Source organism: Nonomuraea sp. B12E4, from assembly GCF_039871825.1.
In the GTDB taxonomy this organism is placed as follows: Bacteria; Actinomycetota; Actinomycetes; order Streptosporangiales; family Streptosporangiaceae; genus Nonomuraea.
The window spans coordinates 59,616-75,205 of record NZ_JBDPME010000011.1; the positions used below are offsets into that span (position 1 = coordinate 59,616).

Below are 15,590 nucleotides of genomic sequence, written 5' to 3' on the forward strand. Positions count from 1 at the left end.
TGCAGGCGTCTACCCGTCCGCTCGGCGGCAAACTCCTCCAACAACAATGAGAGCGAGGTGATCCGTGCGACCACCCCGCCGTCGTTCCGATGCCCTGCGGAATGGTCGCGCGTGGGTCAGGCCCGGAGCTGGCGGGTGATGGACGGGTCGGTGATGGCGGTGTCGGCGGCCAGGAGGAACGCCTTGGACAGGACGACCGACAACATCCCGCCGTCCTCCTCGAAAGGCAGGAAGACCTGGTCATTGGAGCGGCGGGGGACGATGCACAGATAGGCGTCGTTGGGCTCCATGAGGATGTTGCCCGAGCCGAGATGGATCCGGTAGGTACGCAGGTCGCCCCGGACCCGCAGAAACCGGCCGTCCAGGGAGCAGCGGTCCGCGATGGCCTCGTCCAGGTCGTCGAGCCAGCCACGGAGCTCGGGCGGCAGGCCGTCGAGAACGCCCATGTCACCCTCCGACCAGCGGGACGAGCTTGACGAAGGAGACGACGGGGTCGGCGATGAGGTCGATCTCGGTGTCCAGGTCCTCGATCTGCCGGTCGCCCACCAGCAGCAGGAAGCCGTTGCGGGCGAACGCGGCCTCGGCGGCGTCGGCCTGCCTCTCCCAGTCCAGCCTGCGCGCGGTCCGCATCCGGTAGCCGTTGAGCTCGGCCTCGGCGTCGGTCGGTTTGACCAGGCCACGGAAGTGGTGGCTCGGCGCGGCGTTGTGGCGGGCCACCTCCTCGCGTACGCGCAGCCGTACGAGCTCGCGGGCCGTGATCCGCTCGGGCAGATCGGGCAGGGAGAACTCCTCCAGCGCCCGGCCGGTCGCGGTCTCATCGCGGAACGTCACTGATGCCATCGAACATCCTGTTCGCTGAAGGTCAGGTGGTCGGGAAATCTATAGCAGCAGCGAACGACAGAAACGTTGGTGGCGGCGAGCGGGATCGATGTGTCCGAATGTGGCCGGTTTCCGTGCCTGGGCGATGCTTACACTGCCCCGCATGACCTCAGACCGGAACCGCGACGTGGTGAGGCGGGTATGGCGCTCGTTCTCGACTCGGGACAAGGACCTGATCGCGCCATTCTTCACCCGGGACGCGGAATGGCTCGCCCCGCCCGGGAACGCGACCGCCGTGTCGCTCGGCGGGACTCACCACATGGTGGGCAGGGACGCCATCGTCCATTTCCTCACTGTCGACTTCCCGCGCATGTTCGTCGCCGACGTGGCGGTGGATTTCCGTGGGTTCCACGCCGACGGCGACGTGGTCGTGGTGGAGGAGACCATGCGGGCCACGCTGGCCAATGGAAACGCCTATCTCAATGACTACTGCTTCGTGTTCGTACTGCGGGACGGGCTGATCCATCGGGTGCGCGAGTACATGGACACCGCCAGGGGGCAGCGCATGGTGTTCGGGGTGGCCGCCGGAGAGTGACGGCGACTGGGGCCGGCGTCCGTACGCGACCTCACCCGTCGTCGGCTCGCGCCACCGCCGCCGATGGAGTAAGGGCACAGGCACTCCGGGGCATATGACTGTTTCGCAGGGGCGATGCCGCGGCGTTCGCACCCTATGTAGAGTTCGAGACATGTCGGCCGGTCCTCGGATGACCCTGCAGGTCCAGGCGGTTCTGCGGGTGTTCCTCGCCGATCCCGCCCAGTGCCGTTACGGCCTGGAGCTGTGCGCGGCGACCACGTTGCCCAGCGGTACGATCTACCCGATTCTGGCCCGGTTGGAGCGGATCGGCTGGATCGAGAGCCACTGGGAGGAACCGCAGGCGGCGGAGGGGCGTCCCCGGCGCCGCTACCACACCATGACCCCCGACGGCGCCGAGCGCAGCCGCGACGCGATCGCCCGCGCGTACACCTCCCGCCGCCGGCCCCCTCCATCCTGGCTGGAAGGCCCGGGCATGACCGAGGACGCCGGCGCCGCGTAGAAGGCCCTGGTCTCCTTCATGTTCCCGCAGAGCGGGATCGTGTGGTCGAGATTGCGGATGTCCTTGAGGCTCATGCCGGGGATTCTGCCGGCGGCGCCCTCAGGGAGGCGTTCTGTCGGTGCTCCCGCTCACACTCGTCTTCGACGGCACACCCATCGAGGAGGGACCATGGCGAGGGGCTCCAGGAAGGGGCGGGGCAAGAGGAAAGCGCTCAGGAGGCAGTGGGCGGTCGCGGGGGCGTGCGTCCTCGGCGGCGGCGTCGTGTGGTTCGCCGGCGAGTACCCGGGCTGGGCCGCGGGGATCGGCTGCCTGCTCGCCGTGGCGTTCGCGGGCGGGCTCGTGCTCCGGCAGCGGATGATCCAGGCGGAGCGGCAGCGGTTCCTGGCCGCCAATGCCGAGCTGGAGAGGGTCGATCGGATGCCGGGCCCCGCGTTCGAGCATCTCGTCGCCGAGCGGATGATCGCCGACGGGTTCCGGCAGGTCCGCGAGCGCGGCCGGGCAGGCGACGGCGGCGTGGACATCACGGCTCTCGCACCGGGACAAGGCCGGTACGCCGTCCAGTGCAAGCGCTACAGCAAGACGGTCGGCGCGCCCGAGGTGCGCAACTTCCTCGGGGCGCTGGCCAACACGTTCGCCGGCCACACCGGCGTCCTGGTCACCTCCGGCCGGCTCACCAAACAGGCCAGGCTGGAGGCCCTGGGCGCGCGCGAGCCGCTGATCCTGGTGGAGCGCGACCGGCTCGCGGACTGGCTGCTGGGCACGGTCTCGCTGCTGCCGGCCCGGGCGCCGGCCGGGGAAGCGCCGAGGCCGGTGTCCGGCCGGCCCGGGGGATCAGCCGGGGAAGCGCCGACCTAGCCGGTGCCCGGCCGGCCCGGAGGATCAGCCGAGGAAGTCCGCCAGGCGGGGGACCAGGGCGTCCCAGGAGACGTTGTGGTCCTGGCCGTCGAGGACGGTGTGCCGGGCGGCGGGCAGCGCGTCCACCACGGCGCGGGCGGCCGCGTCCGCCCAGGGTCCGGTACGGGAGCCGGTCAGCACCAGGGTGGGCGCCGTGACACCGGCCAGACCGGCCGGCAGTGCGCTGTCGCCCATGACCGCGGCGTCGTAGGCCAGGGTGGGGGCGATCGCCTCCATGGCCGCCCACATGGGCGCCTGCCGCATCCCGTCGATCGCCTCGCCCGGCAGGCCGACCGACCGCATGAACAGCGCCACCGCGTCACCGCGGCGACCCCCGGCCAGGCAGGCCGCCAGCTCGTCAGCGTACGCGCGGGCCCGGCCGGGCGCGCCCGCGTCGAGCTGGAACGGCGGCTCCCACAGCGCCAGCCGGCTGATCGGCAGGCCGGCCGCCGCGGCGCGCAGCGCCAGCACCGCCCCGGAGGAGTTCCCGAACACCGCCGCCGGGCCGCCCACCTCCTCGATGACCGCCGCGAGGTCCTCGATCTCGCGCTCCACCGCGTAGGGCGGGGTGTCGCCGCTGTCGCCGCGCCCCCGCCGGTCGTAGTTGACGACCGTACGGCCGCCGGCCAGCAGCGCGGCCGGGCGTGCGTGCACGCCTCGGGTGCAGGACGCCCCACTCACCAGGATGACGGGGTCGCCCGAGCCCAGCCGGTCGAAGGCGATCAGGGTGCCGTCGGCGGAGCGCGTGCTGCTCATGGTCTCGTTCACGGTAGGCCCTTTCCGGAAGAACATCGGTTCCGCCCTCCCTACGAACGCGGACCGCTCAGACGGACACCCCGCCGGAGGAGATTTCCGCGAGCCGCCGGGCCAGGTGCCGCCGCTCGGGGCCGTCCGGGGCCAGCTCCACGGCCTGCCGGTACTGCGCGGCCGCCTCGGGCCGGCGCCCCAGGCGGCACAGCAGGTCGGCCCGGGTGGCGGGCAGCAGGTGGTGGCCGTCCAGCGCGGACGCGAGCGGCTCGACCAGGGCGAGCCCGCGCGCGGGGTCCACCATGCCCACCGCGATGGCCCGGTTCAGCCGGACGATCGCCGACGGCACCAGCCGTTCGAGCCGGCCGTACAGGAGCGCGATCTCCGCCCAGGGCGTCTCCTCGAACGAGGGCGCGGTCGCGTGGCAGGCGGCGATCGCCGCCTGGATCTGGTACGGCCCCGCCTGGCCCAGCCGCAGCACCTCGTCGAGCAGGGCCGTCCCCTCCTCGATCTGCTCCCGCCGCCACCGGGACCGATCCTGTCCCTCCAGCGGCACCAGCTCCCCACCGCCGCCGGTACGGGCGGGACGCCGGGCGTCGTGCAGGACCATCAGCGCCAGCAGCCCGCCCGCCTCCGGCTCGCCGGGCAGCAGCCGGACGAGCAGCCGCGCCAGCCGGATCGCCTCGTCCGAGAGGCCCTGCCGGACCGGCTCAGCGCCGCTGCCGGCCGCGTATCCCTCGGTGAACAGCAGGTACAGCACGCCCAGGACGGCCGGCAGGCGTGCGGGCAGCGCCTCGGCGGGCGGCACCCGGAAGGGGATCCCCGCCTCGCGGATGCGGCGCTTGGCCCGGGTGAGCCGCTTGGACATGGTGGCCTCGGGCACCAGGAACGCCCGGGCGATCTCGGCCGTGGTGAGCCCCGCCAGGGTACGCAGCGTCAGCGCGACCCGGGCCTCGAACGGCAGGCCGGGGTGGCAGCAGGTGAAGATCAGCCGCAGCCGGTCGTCCTCGACGCCGGCGGTGGGTGGCGGCGCGTCCGCGACCCGCAGGGCGGCCAGCTCACGCAGCTTGGCGGCGCCCACGGCGGCCCGGCGCAGCCGGTCGACGGCCTTGTTGCGGGCGGTCGTGGTGAGCCACCCCCCGGGGTTGGGCGGTACGCCGTCGGCCGGCCACCGGGCGAGCGCCTGGGTGAAGGCGTCCTGCGCACACTCCTCGGCGAGGTCCCAGTCGCCCGTCAGCCGGATGAGAGTCGCAGTGATCTGACCCCATTCGTCCCGGAACAGGGCCGCGACGGTCGCCGGGACGGTCACGGCTGCAGAGCACGCAGCTCGATCGTGCCGTGGCGGGCCACCGGATGGGCCCGGGCGGCCTGGACCGCCTCCTCCCGGGTCGCGCACTCGATGATGCTGAACCCGGCCACGATCTCCTTCGACTCGACGAACGGGCCGTCGGTCAGGAGGGTCTCGCCGTCGCGTACCCGTACGGTGGTGGCGTCGGCCGGGGGCTCCAGGCCGCCGCTCAGGATCAGCCCGTCACCCCGCGCCGCGGCCCACGCCTCGCAGTCGGGCAGGAAGCCCGGGTCGGCCAGCATCGCCTGGTAGGACTCGTCGTCACCACAAATCAACAGCAGGTACCTCATTCCGCCGAGCCTAGTCTCAGGCGCGCGAGGCGGCGGCGGTGGTCAGCAACCAGCCGGCGACAACGAACCCCCAGGTCCAACACAGCGAGGCGCCCGCTCCTGACTTGGCAGCCGGGGCTGGGCGAAGGGCACGCGGCCGGCGCTTCATGGAAGAGCGGTGTCCTGAAGAGCAACCGCGCCCGCGTCCGCGGCGGCCGCCCGGGCGGGAGCGGGCGCTACGTCTGGACGCGTCAGCAGGCGTGACGGCCGCCGGTAGCCGGCCGCCGTCAAGCCTTGACGGTAGCTGCGCAAGGCCGCCGCGGTGTCGCCGCGTTCCTCGTGCAGGCTGCCCATCAGGTTCCAGAGGTTGACGACGGAGCGTCCCGGAGCCGCGCGTGCCAGCACACGTTCTCCTTCGGCCAGGGCGGCGAGGGCCTGCGCCGGGTTGTCCGCCGCGAGGTGGACCATGCCGAGAGCGATCAACGCTTCGGCTTCGGCCACCGGGGCCGCGTCGGCGGTGAGCCTGGAACGGGCGGCCTGCGCCCAGCGCAGCGCCTCGTCGAGGTCGCCGATTCGCACCGCGGCGCGGGCCAGGCAGGTCTCGCACTCGCTGATCTCCGCCGGGCTGGCCAGTTGCGTGAGGCGGTCGTGCGCGTCGAGGAGGAACTCACGGGCTTGTCCGGGGTCGGCGGGTTCGCCATCCAGGAGCAACTCGCCGTAGAAGGTGCGCAGGACGGCGAGGTTGCGCTGGTGGTCGGTCTCGCCGAACAGGGCCAGCGCGCGGTCGGCGAAGGCCCTGGCGTCGGCGCCTCTGCCCTGGTAGTGGGCGGTGACAGCGGCGTTCCAGTAGGCCGAGCCCCTGGCCGGAGGGCTGCCGGTGCCGTCGGAGATCTCGATGAGGCGTCGCAGCAGGTGTGCGGCGCGTCCGAGATCGCCCCGCTGGACGTAGACGCCGGCCAGGGTGACGCCCAGTCGCACCGCGCTGTCGCTCCATTCCACGCCCAGGTCCTCGAACGTGGCCATCGCCCGCTCGCCGAGATCGGCGGCGTAGCCGTAGTCGCCCAGATCCCGGCTACAGCGCAGCACGTCGGTGGCCCGTTCGGCCCACAGCGCGGTGCCCGGCTCCGTGGCCTTCCACAGCGCTTCGTAGGCGGTGATCGCCTGCTCGGTGCGGCCCAGCAACTCCAGTGCCTGGGCCCGGCCGAGCTCGGCTCGCGCGTGGAGCGGGGGCGGGCCGGTCCGGATGACCTCCTCGAACTCGCTCAGGGCGCCGTTGGCGGTGGCGTGCTGGAGGGCCAGTTCGGCGAAGGCAAGCCGGCGTTCGGTCTCCTGCCACCGGTCGGGCTGCAGGCCGGTGGCGAGGTGGTCGGGTGTGGTGCCGAGTTGTTCGGCCAGATGTCGCAGCACCTCGGGCGAGGGGCGCCGCCGGCCCGACTCGATCAAGGAGAGGTAGCCGGCCGACACCAGGCCGGGCTTGACCAGTTCTGCCTGCAAGAGCCCCTGCTCCTGGCGGAGCTCCCGGATGCGCCGCCCAACCCCCTGGTCCGTCATGCAGGGCAGTCTACCAGGGTGTAATCCGCCGATTTACTCTGGATAACAACGTGCATTACAGTGGCCCTGCCTCCGGGGGGAGGCTGTTTCACGCAACGAAAGGCGCTTTGCCATGACGACCCAAGACATCAAGATCGAAGCCATCGGCAGGTTCTTCACCGCCTACGCCGCCCACGACCTGGCGGGCATCAGCGCGGTGCTGGCCGACGACATCGAGTGGACGATCCCCGGGCATCACCCCCTGTCGGGTGTCAAGCGAGGGGTGGAGGAGGTCGTCGCGTTCTTCACCGAGTTGGGCAAGTCTGGCTTCCAGGCCGATCCGCTGTTCCTGGAGGCGAACGAGGAGTACGTCGTGGACATCCACCGCGGCTGGACCACCAAGGGCGTCGGCAAGGTCGACACCATGTGGGCACTTGTCTGGCACTTCAACGCCGACGGAAAGGTCGACCGGGTGGTCAACCTCTCCGCCGACCAGCACCAGATGGACGCCTTCATCTGGGACAACTACTCCCTGGCCCCACTTCCCGCCCGCCTGGCCGCTGCGGCGGAGTAGGCCGCCGACGTCGGCGACCTCGGCGGAGCAGGCCGTCGCCGCGGGGGCCGATGTCGTCATCGCGTCGTCGGCCACGCCGCGCCGTCTGGTCGGCGACGGCGTCTCGGTCATCGTGGCTGCCCGCACGCGAGATCTGCTTGCGCCGTGCGGGTGGAGCCCGGCCGGGGCGCCTGCCCGGCGTGGTGGGGCTGTGACTTGGGGGCCGGCGCGGTAGCGGCCGGGGTGGTGGACTCGCGGCGTTCGGGCAGGTGGATGAGGCGCCAGGCGATCAGGGCTCCGGCGATGTAGGCGGCGCCGACGAGGAGGAACGACAGGGCGGCTCCGCCGGTCCAGCCAGGGGTGACGGCCAGGACGACGCCGATGGAGGCGATGCCGACCAGGGAGCCGATCTGCCGGTTGGCATTGAGGACCGAACCTGAGGTGTTGGCGTGCCGGTTGCCCGCCGCGTTCACCGTGGCCGCCGTCATGGCGGGGGAGATGAAGCCGCCCGCGATGCTGGTCAGGCCGAGGGCGACGGCCATCATCCAGTACGGGGTGGAGGGCGTGAGGGCGACCAGGGCCAGTGAGGCGGCCCCCGCGACCAGGAGGGAGAAGGCCAGCAGTGGGCCGGTGGTGACGCGGCCGGAGATGCGCGCGAAGACGATGTTGCCGGCCGGGATGAAGATCGTGAGAGGCAGGATCTCCAGTCCGGCCTGGAGCGGGCTCGCGCCGCGGGCGTGCTGGACGTACAGGCCGATCATGAAGAGCGAGCCGTAGAACGCGGCGTTGAACAGGAACCCCACGGCGTTGGCGCCGGCGAAACGGGCGCCGCGGAACAGTGTCCAGGGCATCACCTGGTTGTCGGTGCGGCGCTCGCGGCCGATGAGCAGGACGGCGGCGAGTGCGGTGGCGGCGATCGCGCCGATCACCGGGGCCGCGGTCCAGCCGAGCTGCGGTCCCTCGATCAGCGCGAAGCTGATGCCGGCCAGCGCGACGATGACGGCGGCGTGCCCGGGGGCCGCCAGCGGCCGGGCGTTCCCTGCGGCCCCGGGGATGTGCCGGCGGGTGAGGAGCATGCCCGCGATGCCGATCGGCAGGTTGATCAGGAAGATGCTCGGCCAGCCGAACGCGCCGACCATGATGCCGCCGGCTGTCGGGCCCAGCGCCATGGAGGAGGAGACGATCGCCGACCAGACGCCCAGCATCTTGGTGCGTTCACGCGTGTCCGGGAAGGCCCGCACCAGCAGCGCGAGTGAGCTGGGCATGAACAGCGCCGCCCCGGCCCCCTGGAGGAGGCGCGCCGCGATCAGGACCTCGATGCCCGGTGCCAGGGCGGAGGCCAGCGACGCGACACCGAAGACCGCCATGCCCCACATGTAGATCCGTCTGGCGCCCACCCGGTCGGCCAGGCCGCCGGCCAGCATCAGCAGGGCGGCGAAGGTGAGGACGTAGCCGTCCACGGCCCAGGTGAGCTGGGCGAGGGAGGCGTGCAGGCGTTCCTGGATGGTGGCCCCGGCGACCTGCATCACGGTGGTGTCCAGGCTCGCCATGACGAACCCGGCGGCCAGCGCCGTGATCTTCATCGGGCCTGACGGAATCTTGGACATGATCGACCTCGCGTTTCCCAGCTTAAGTGGACGCCACGCGTCCGGATGCAGACGCTAACCCAACCGGACGTCACTTGTCCACTTAAATCGGACTAGGTCGGTCCGGTTATTGCTAGGCTGGTCGCATGACAACGGCAGCACCTGCGGTGGACCGGCTCCTGGACGACGGTTCGGGCCGGCTTCCGCGTGCCGATGCCCGGCGCAACGTGGAACGCCTCGTTGCCGCCGCCCGTCAGGCCGCCGTCGAGGGTGGCGAGATCACCGCCCACGAGATCGCGCGCCGCGCCGGTGTGGGCATCGGCACGTTCTACCGCCGGGTCGGCTCCCTTGAGACCCTGCTCGAGGCGGTCCTCGGCGAGGTGCTGGGGGAGATCGTCGCCAAGGGTGACGAGGGGATGGCCGATCCCGACCCCTGGGCGGGCTTCGCGATGTTCGCGCTGTCCTACATTCATCTGCGCAACGAGCTGTGCGACGTCAACAAGCGCCTCGGCGACGTACTGGACCACTCCCGAGCCGAGCTGCGCGACCGCATCCGGCTCCTGGTCGAGCGAGCCCAGCGGGCCGGAGCGATGCGCACGGACGTGACCTGGGAGGACGTGGCCTTCCTCATGGTCGCCGCGTCCTCCACCGGACCCCACACCCTGGGCCTCCAGGCCGGCGCCCGCCAGTGGGAGCGCAACCTCCAGGTCGTCCTGGACGGCCTGCGCATCCCCGATCCCGGCACCCTCCCCGGCGAGCCGCCCGCCCTGGCCCCCTGACCGGAGGCCTTCCGGCCCGCGGTCAGGCCATCTCCGTCAGCCCTGCTCACACGCATAGGCCCCCGTCAGGACCTCGTCGTGGCGACATCGTCCGCCGGGAGATTTCGTACGAGTCCGATGTCGAGAACCTCTCCGCCGCTCCGACCCCCCTACGAGACGTCGAGAGAACAGAGAGTTTTCGGATATGCGAGTCAACCGCACGTGGCTGGGGCTGGTCCTCCTCACGCTGCCGACCTTCCTCGTCGCGTTGGACACGACGGCGCTGCTCCTCGCGCTCCCGCGGCTCAGCGCCGATCTGGGGGCGGGCGACGTCGAGCAGCTGTGGATCAGCGACGGTTACGGATTCATGGTGGCGGGCCTGGTCATCACGATGGGGACGCTCGGTGACCGGATCGGCCGCCGGCGGTTGCTGGTGATCGGGGCGGCGGCGTTCGCGGTGCTGTCGGTGGTGGCCGCGTTCGCGGTCGACCCGCTGATGCTGATCGTCACGCGTGCCCTGCTGGGCGTCGCCGGGGCGACGCTGGCGCCGTCGACCCTGGCATTGATCACCAACATGTTCCGCGACGAACGCGGCCGCGGGAAGGCGATCGCGATCTGGGCGACCTGCCAGTTCGCCGGCGGCGCGTTCGGACCGGTGCTCGCCGGGTTTCTGCTCCGGTACTTCTGGTGGGGGTCGGTGTTCCTGGTCGCGGTGCCGGTGATGGCGCTGGTCGTGATCGCCGGACCGGTCCTGCTGCCCGAGTTCCGCAGCGACCGTGCCGGGCGGCTGGACCCCGCCGGCGTCGGCCTGTCCCTGGCGGCCGTGCTCCTGATGATCTACGGCATCAAGCAACTGGCCGTCCAGGGCGCACCGCTCGTGCCGGCCGTCGCCCTCGTCGTCGGTGCGGCGCTCGGCGTGGTGTTCGTACGCCGGCAGTTGCGGATGGAGACGCCGCTGCTGGACCTGCGGCTGCTTGGCAACCGCCCGTTCACGGCCGTGCTCATCGCGCTGATCTTCGCCGGCGTCGCCATGGCCGGGACGGGCCTGCTGGTGACCCAGTACCTGCAGAGCGTGCTGGGCCATTCGCCGTTCGTATCGGCGCTGCTGTTCATCCCCATGGGGCTGGGGACGGCGGCCGGTACCATGATCGCGCCGCTGCTGGCCCGGCGGATGAAGCAGACCACCGCCATCGCGGGCGGGCTGGTGGGGTCGGCGCTGGGCGGCCTGCTGCTGGTCGGCGTCGGCGGTGGGGGCGCGCTGCCGCTGGTGATGCTCGGTATCGCCGTGCTGGCGCTGGGCACCGGCCCGCTGTTCGCGCTGGGCACCGGGCTGGTCGTCGGGGCGGTGCCGCCGGAACGCGCGGGGTCGGCGGCGTCGATGTCGGAGACCGGTAACTACTTCGGCGGTTCGCTCGGCTTCGCGCTGCTCGGTGTGCTTGCGGCGGTGGTCTACCGCAGCAGGATGGGCGGAACGTCCGACTCGCTGGCCGCCGCGGTCACCGCCGGCCGCCATCTTCCTCCCGGCCAGGGCGCCGAGCTGCTGCACACCGCGCGGGAGGCGTTCACCGCGAGTCTGCACGTCACCGGCGCCATCGCCGCGGCCATCTTCGCCGGGCTGGCCGTACTGATCCTGACCATGCGCCCGGCAAGCCGGGCCACTGACGACGAGGTGGCTCCCTCATCGAACCCTGACGGGGCCGACGTCGTTACGCCTGCCTGATCCTTTGGGCGAGCCGCGGTCACCGTGGCCTCGCTGCCGCGGACAGCGGTCGGCTTCGATCTGTCCATGACCGAACAGACAAGAGGAGACAACTCATGAGTAAGATCATTTACTGGGTGCACGCGTCGGTGGACGGGTTCATCGACGGGCCCAACGGGGAGTTCGACTGGCCGGTGATGGGGCCAGAGCTGTCCGCGTACTCCGAGGGCCTGGACAAGGGGGTCGATACTCTGCTGTTCGGACGTCCGGTGTGGGAGATGATGGTCGGATTCTGGCCGAACGCTGAGTCGATGTCGGACGATGCACACGTTGCCGCTTTCGCGCCTTTCTGGCGCGCCACACCGAAGATCGTCTTCTCCCGTACGTATCCGGGCGACGAGTGGACCAGCCGCGTCGTCAACGACGATCTGGCCGAGGAGGTCACCGCCCTCAAGACCCGGCCGGACGGTGGGGACCTGCTGCTCACCGGCGGCGCCGCGCTGGCGGCCTCGCTGACCGAGCTGGAGCTCATCGACGAGTACCACATCGCCGTGCACCCGGTGGTGCTCGGCGGCGGCCGGCGACTGTTCGCCGCGCCGGAGCAGCGCCACAAGCTGCGGCTCGTCGGCTCACATGCACTCGACGGCCAGGTCGTGGTGTCGCACTACCGGCTCGCCTCCCGATAGGTGCGCACCGTGCAACCGATCGGCGTCCGCGAGTGACGCACCATCTCCGCAGATCTCGTTCTGGAGACCCAGCCTGATCGTCATGAAGGAGGATGAGTCCCCGCCCGCCCCTGCGGCGGTCATGCGTGCGTCCGGGGGCGCCGTCCCGGGCGGCACCACCGGACGGCTACGGCCGTCCGACGCTGAGGTAGGTGAACCCGGCCGCGCGCATCGCCGCCGGGTCCAGCAGGTTACGCCCGTCGAAGAGCACCGGTCGCCGCATCAGCGACGCCGCCCGCGTCCAGTCGACGTCCTTGAGCTGGGGCCACTCCGTGACGATGATCGCTGCGTCCGCGTCCTCGACCGCCAGTTCGGGGTTCGCGTGCCGGGTCGTGAACATCCACGGGTCGGTCTCGGCGGGCCGGGCCATCGGGTCCCAGCAGTGCACCTCGGCGCCCTCCGCCAGCAACCGGCCGGCCAGCACCGCGCTCGGCGCCTCCCGCATGTCGTCGGTGCCCGGCTTGAACGTCAGCCCGAGCAACGCCACCCGCGCGCCCACCAGCGTGCCCAGCTCGTCCTTGAGTTTCTGGATCGCCCGGCGCTTCTGCAGGTTGTTCACCTCGATCACGGCCGACAGCAGTTGCAGGTGGTAGCCGGTGTTGTTGGCGAGCTGCCGCAGCGCCTCGGAGTCCTTGGGGAAGCAGGAGCCGCCCCAGCCGATCCCGGGACGCAGGAAGTGCGGGCCGAGACGGTGGTCCAGGCCGACGGCGTGGGCGACCTCCTGCACGTCGGCGCCGGTCTTCTCGCACAACGTGGCGATCTCGTTGATGAAGCTGATCTTCGTGGCCAGCAGCGCGTTCGAGGCCAGCTTCACCATTTCGGCCGAGCGTACGTCCATCACCACGACGGGCCCGTCCACGCCGTCGTGCAGGTCGGTGACCAGGCGGGCCGTGTCCTCGTCGGCGGCGCCGACCACGACCCGGTCCGGCTGCATGAAGTCACGGACCGCCGTGCCCTCGGCGGTGAACTCGGGGTTCGCGACGTAACCGACGTGTCCCAGCCCGGCCGCGTCCAGGACGGCGCGCAGCCGGCTGCCCGTGCCCACCGGGACGGTGGACTTCACCACGACCGCCTTCAGGTGCGCCGCGCCCTCCAGCGAGGTCACCACCGACCAGACCCGCGACAGGTCCGCGTCGCCGGAGGCCGAGGGCGGGGTGTCGACGCACACGTACGCGATCTCGGCGTCCTTCAGGGCCTCGCCCAGGTCCAGGGTGAACGTCAGGCGCTCCTTGTTGCGCGTGATCATGTCACCCAGCCCCGGCTCGTAGATCGGCAGATCGCCGGCCCGCAGGAGCCTGACCTTCTCCGGATCGATGTCCCGGATCGCGACTCGGTGACCGAGCTCCGCGAGGCAGGCGCCGGTCACCAGCCCGATGTACCCGGCACCGAACACGGCGACCCGCCGTTCCACCTTGGCCACCATGACCGACCGTCCATTTCCGGCGCGGGGGAGAGCCGCTGCCTGGGAGTGAGTTGGGGAGACCGTGAAAGGTGTTCACCTTAACTTGTCGTGTGCGATCTCCATAGGCAATAGGCCCAACACCCTTGATTGCCACGTGGGGAGCTCGCGGCAGAATGGGGCGTGCTGGTCGCCGATCCAAGCGGCGCCGGGGTCAGCGAACGACGAAGCCGCGCCAGATCACCCGGCGGCGCCGCAGGGTGGGCCACTGCCCGCTCCTGATGCCCCGCAACGCCATCACGATCGGGGAGATCGCCACGACGGCCGCGATGATCAGCCCCATGACCAGCATGAACAGGTACTCGATCCCCATGGTCCGCGCCTTTCTAGTTTAATGTTTAACTAGATCTGGCGAACACCCGGACCCGCGCGCGTATTTCCGCATACGGCTCCGGCCGCCGGAACGGGCTCAGGCGAGCGGGGCGATGGTGAAGTCGTCGTAGAAGACGCGGCTCTTCGAGTTCTCCCCCGCGTCCATGTAGAAGCCGAACCGGGGATTGCCCGTGGCGGTCGTGACACCCTCGTCCATGTGCTCCGCGACCAGGTCCTCGCCCAGCCACACCGCGATGCGCACCTCGTCGCCGTCGCGTACGCACTCGGCCCGCAACCGCTGCGCCGCCCTCCTCTGGTCGAACCCGGGAATGGGCAGGTCGGGCGTCAGATCGTCCCAGTCGCCCCCGGCCACCTTGGTGATCTTGGCTTGCCCGCCCGTGCCGATCTGCAGGATGTAGATCAGATCGTCCTTGGCCTCGTCGGTCGCCGAGTATTCGCAGAAGACGCCGTTCCAGCTGTTCACGCTCGATCTGAGGTCCATCTTGACCGAGACGAGCGCCCGGCCGGGGAGTACGGCGTTCACCGGCGCGGTGGACCACTGCGTGTTGTTGGACACGTCCTCCGCCATGGTGTATAAGCCGTTGCCCGTGTAGCCACGCGAGGTCGTCGGCGAGGTGAGGCCGCTGTTCTCCCAGCCCGACTCGTCACTGGAGAAGGCTTCGCTGTAGAGGGGGGCGCCCCCCTCGGGCGGGGAGGGCGGCAGTGCCCGCAGCCCGGCGACGGCGGCGGCCACCACTCCCACCGCGACCACTCCGGCCCCCGCGCCGATCACCAGGTCACGCAGCCGCCGGATGGGAGTCGCGGGCGGCGGGGGCGGCGGAACGGCCGGCCCGTACCCCACGCCCAGCCGTACGGTCCGGGCGACCTCGGCCACCGTCGTGCCCGGGCCGGACAGCTTGGTCACGAGTTCCTCCGCGGTGGGGCGCGCGGCGGGGTCCCTGGCCAGCGCGGCGCGCACCAGGTGGCGCAACGCGGGCTCGACGCCGTCCAGGTCCGGCTCCTCCTGCATGACCCGGTGGAAGGCCCGCATCATGTTGTCGGCGGCGAACGGCGACCTGCCCGGCGCGGTGGCGGAGGTGGCGGCGGCCACCACGCACCCCCAGGCGAAGATGTCCGCGGCCGGCTCCACCTGCCCGGAGAACAGCTCCGGCGCCATGTAGCCCGGCGTGCCCAGCATCTGGCCGGACCGGGTCGCCTGCTCGGTGTCCAGCGCGCGGGAGATCCCGAAGTCGATCACCCGCGGGCCGAACGGCGAGAGCAGCACGTTGCCCGGCTTGAGGTCGCGGTGCACGATGCCGGCCTGGTGGATCGCGGCCAGCGCGACCGCCACGCCCACCGCGAGCGACTCGCCGGCGGCCCCGGTCAGCGGCCCGTGCTCCTTGACGTGCCGGCCCAGGTCGAAGCCGGGGACGTACTCCGTCACCAGCCACAGCGGGGCGTCGTCCAGTTGTGCGTCGATCACCGGCGCCGTACACCACCGGCTCACCTTGCGCGCCGCCGCCACCTCCATCCGGAACCGGCGCAGGAAGTCGGGGTCGTGCGCCAGGTGCGGCTTGATGACCTTGATCGCGACCAGGCCGGTCGGGCCCTCCGCCAGGTAGACGCTGCCCATGCCGCCGGCGCCGAGACGGCCGGCCACGCGGTACCGGCCCAGCTCTCGGGGATCCTGGTCGCTGAGGGCGGCGACGGTGGGGGAGGGGTAGGACATCACGGGGACGATCATAGGGATCGTGTCCTCAAAACGGATGGAAAGTCCGTCTCGTACACTCAGCCGTG

17 protein-coding genes are annotated in these 15,590 nt (G+C 71.4%); 7 read left to right on the forward strand and 10 right to left on the reverse strand.

Features of this window, described 5'->3' with window-relative positions; translation table 11 throughout:
• Positions 1 to 116: 116 nt before the first annotated feature.
• On the reverse strand, positions 117 to 446 hold the full coding sequence (locus tag ABGB18_RS24725) for a hypothetical protein (protein ID WP_347697958.1): 330 nt from the start codon (positions 444 to 446) through the stop codon (positions 117 to 119).
• 1 nt (position 447) lies between these two features.
• Positions 448 to 840 carry a hypothetical protein gene (locus ABGB18_RS24730; protein ID WP_347697959.1) on the reverse strand — a complete coding sequence of 131 codons (393 nt, stop codon included), beginning with the start codon at positions 838 to 840 and terminating at the stop codon, positions 448 to 450.
• A 142-nt stretch (positions 841 to 982) separates the two neighbouring features.
• Here ABGB18_RS24730 and ABGB18_RS24735 point away from each other — a divergent pair, with 142 nt between their 5' ends.
• The 3 genes from ABGB18_RS24735 (at position 983) to ABGB18_RS24745 (ending at position 2,768) form a co-directional block, all read left to right on the forward strand.
• Positions 983 to 1,414, forward strand: coding sequence for a nuclear transport factor 2 family protein (locus tag ABGB18_RS24735; RefSeq protein ID WP_347697960.1), 432 nt, complete (start codon positions 983 to 985; stop codon positions 1,412 to 1,414).
• Positions 1,415 to 1,565: 151 nt separating this feature from the next.
• On the forward strand, positions 1,566 to 1,913 hold the full coding sequence (locus ABGB18_RS24740; RefSeq protein WP_347697961.1) for a helix-turn-helix transcriptional regulator: 348 nt from the start codon (positions 1,566 to 1,568) through the stop codon (positions 1,911 to 1,913).
• Positions 1,914 to 2,081: 168 nt separating this feature from the next.
• On the forward strand, positions 2,082 to 2,768 hold the full coding sequence (locus ABGB18_RS24745; protein ID WP_347697962.1) for a restriction endonuclease: 687 nt from the start codon (positions 2,082 to 2,084) through the stop codon (positions 2,766 to 2,768).
• Between the two features lie 24 nt (positions 2,769 to 2,792).
• Here ABGB18_RS24745 and ABGB18_RS24750 read toward each other — a convergent pair whose 3' ends face one another.
• The 4 genes from ABGB18_RS24750 to ABGB18_RS24765 all read right to left on the reverse strand — a co-directional run bounded on the left by ABGB18_RS24750 (position 2,793) and on the right by ABGB18_RS24765 (position 6,722).
• The gene (locus ABGB18_RS24750) at positions 2,793 to 3,563 is read right to left on the reverse strand and encodes an alpha/beta hydrolase (RefSeq protein WP_347697963.1); all 771 of its coding nucleotides are present in this window, start codon (positions 3,561 to 3,563) and stop codon (positions 2,793 to 2,795) included.
• Between the two features lie 67 nt (positions 3,564 to 3,630).
• Positions 3,631 to 4,863 carry an RNA polymerase sigma factor gene (locus ABGB18_RS24755; protein WP_347697964.1) on the reverse strand — a complete coding sequence of 411 codons (1,233 nt, stop codon included), beginning with the start codon at positions 4,861 to 4,863 and terminating at the stop codon, positions 3,631 to 3,633.
• On the reverse strand, positions 4,860 to 5,192 hold the full coding sequence (locus ABGB18_RS24760; RefSeq protein WP_347697965.1) for a YciI family protein: 333 nt from the start codon (positions 5,190 to 5,192) through the stop codon (positions 4,860 to 4,862). The genes ABGB18_RS24755 and ABGB18_RS24760 overlap by 4 nt, the downstream gene beginning before the upstream one ends.
• A 144-nt stretch (positions 5,193 to 5,336) precedes the next feature.
• Positions 5,337 to 6,722, reverse strand: a complete 1,386-nt coding sequence (locus ABGB18_RS24765; protein ID WP_347697966.1) for a helix-turn-helix domain-containing protein — start codon at positions 6,720 to 6,722, stop codon at positions 5,337 to 5,339.
• Between the two features lie 112 nt (positions 6,723 to 6,834).
• On the opposite strand from ABGB18_RS24765, the gene ABGB18_RS24770 reads away from it, so the two are divergent.
• Positions 6,835 to 7,275: a nuclear transport factor 2 family protein gene (locus ABGB18_RS24770; protein ID WP_347697967.1), complete on the forward strand. Its 441-nt coding sequence runs from the start codon at positions 6,835 to 6,837 to the stop codon at positions 7,273 to 7,275.
• A gap of 107 nt (positions 7,276 to 7,382) precedes the next feature.
• Here ABGB18_RS24770 and ABGB18_RS24775 read toward each other — a convergent pair whose 3' ends face one another.
• Positions 7,383 to 8,861 carry an MFS transporter gene (locus ABGB18_RS24775; protein WP_347697968.1) on the reverse strand — a complete coding sequence of 493 codons (1,479 nt, stop codon included), beginning with the start codon at positions 8,859 to 8,861 and terminating at the stop codon, positions 7,383 to 7,385.
• Positions 8,862 to 8,986: 125 nt separating this feature from the next.
• Here ABGB18_RS24775 and ABGB18_RS24780 point away from each other — a divergent pair, with 125 nt between their 5' ends.
• The 3 genes from ABGB18_RS24780 to ABGB18_RS24790 all read left to right on the forward strand — a co-directional run bounded on the left by ABGB18_RS24780 (position 8,987) and on the right by ABGB18_RS24790 (position 11,983).
• A complete protein-coding gene (locus ABGB18_RS24780; protein ID WP_347697969.1) occupies positions 8,987 to 9,619 on the forward strand; it encodes a TetR/AcrR family transcriptional regulator in 633 nt (210 codons plus the stop codon).
• A 184-nt stretch (positions 9,620 to 9,803) separates the two neighbouring features.
• Positions 9,804 to 11,318 carry an MFS transporter gene (locus tag ABGB18_RS24785; RefSeq protein WP_347697970.1) on the forward strand — a complete coding sequence of 505 codons (1,515 nt, stop codon included), beginning with the start codon at positions 9,804 to 9,806 and terminating at the stop codon, positions 11,316 to 11,318.
• Between the two features lie 95 nt (positions 11,319 to 11,413).
• Positions 11,414 to 11,983: a dihydrofolate reductase family protein gene (locus ABGB18_RS24790; RefSeq protein WP_347697971.1), complete on the forward strand. Its 570-nt coding sequence runs from the start codon at positions 11,414 to 11,416 to the stop codon at positions 11,981 to 11,983.
• Positions 11,984 to 12,149: 166 nt separating this feature from the next.
• Here the strand turns inward: ABGB18_RS24790 and ABGB18_RS24795 are convergent, their stop codons facing one another.
• The 3 genes from ABGB18_RS24795 to ABGB18_RS24805 form a co-directional block, all read right to left on the reverse strand.
• Complete coding sequence (locus ABGB18_RS24795) at positions 12,150 to 13,445, reverse strand: UDP-glucose/GDP-mannose dehydrogenase family protein (RefSeq protein ID WP_347697972.1); 1,296 nt, start codon at positions 13,443 to 13,445, stop codon at positions 12,150 to 12,152.
• A 190-nt stretch (positions 13,446 to 13,635) separates the two neighbouring features.
• Positions 13,636 to 13,794: a hypothetical protein gene (locus tag ABGB18_RS24800; RefSeq protein ID WP_347697973.1), complete on the reverse strand. Its 159-nt coding sequence runs from the start codon at positions 13,792 to 13,794 to the stop codon at positions 13,636 to 13,638.
• Between the two features lie 96 nt (positions 13,795 to 13,890).
• A complete protein-coding gene (locus ABGB18_RS24805) occupies positions 13,891 to 15,522 on the reverse strand; it encodes a serine/threonine-protein kinase (protein WP_347698167.1) in 1,632 nt (543 codons plus the stop codon).
• Positions 15,523 to 15,590 lie beyond the last annotated feature (68 nt).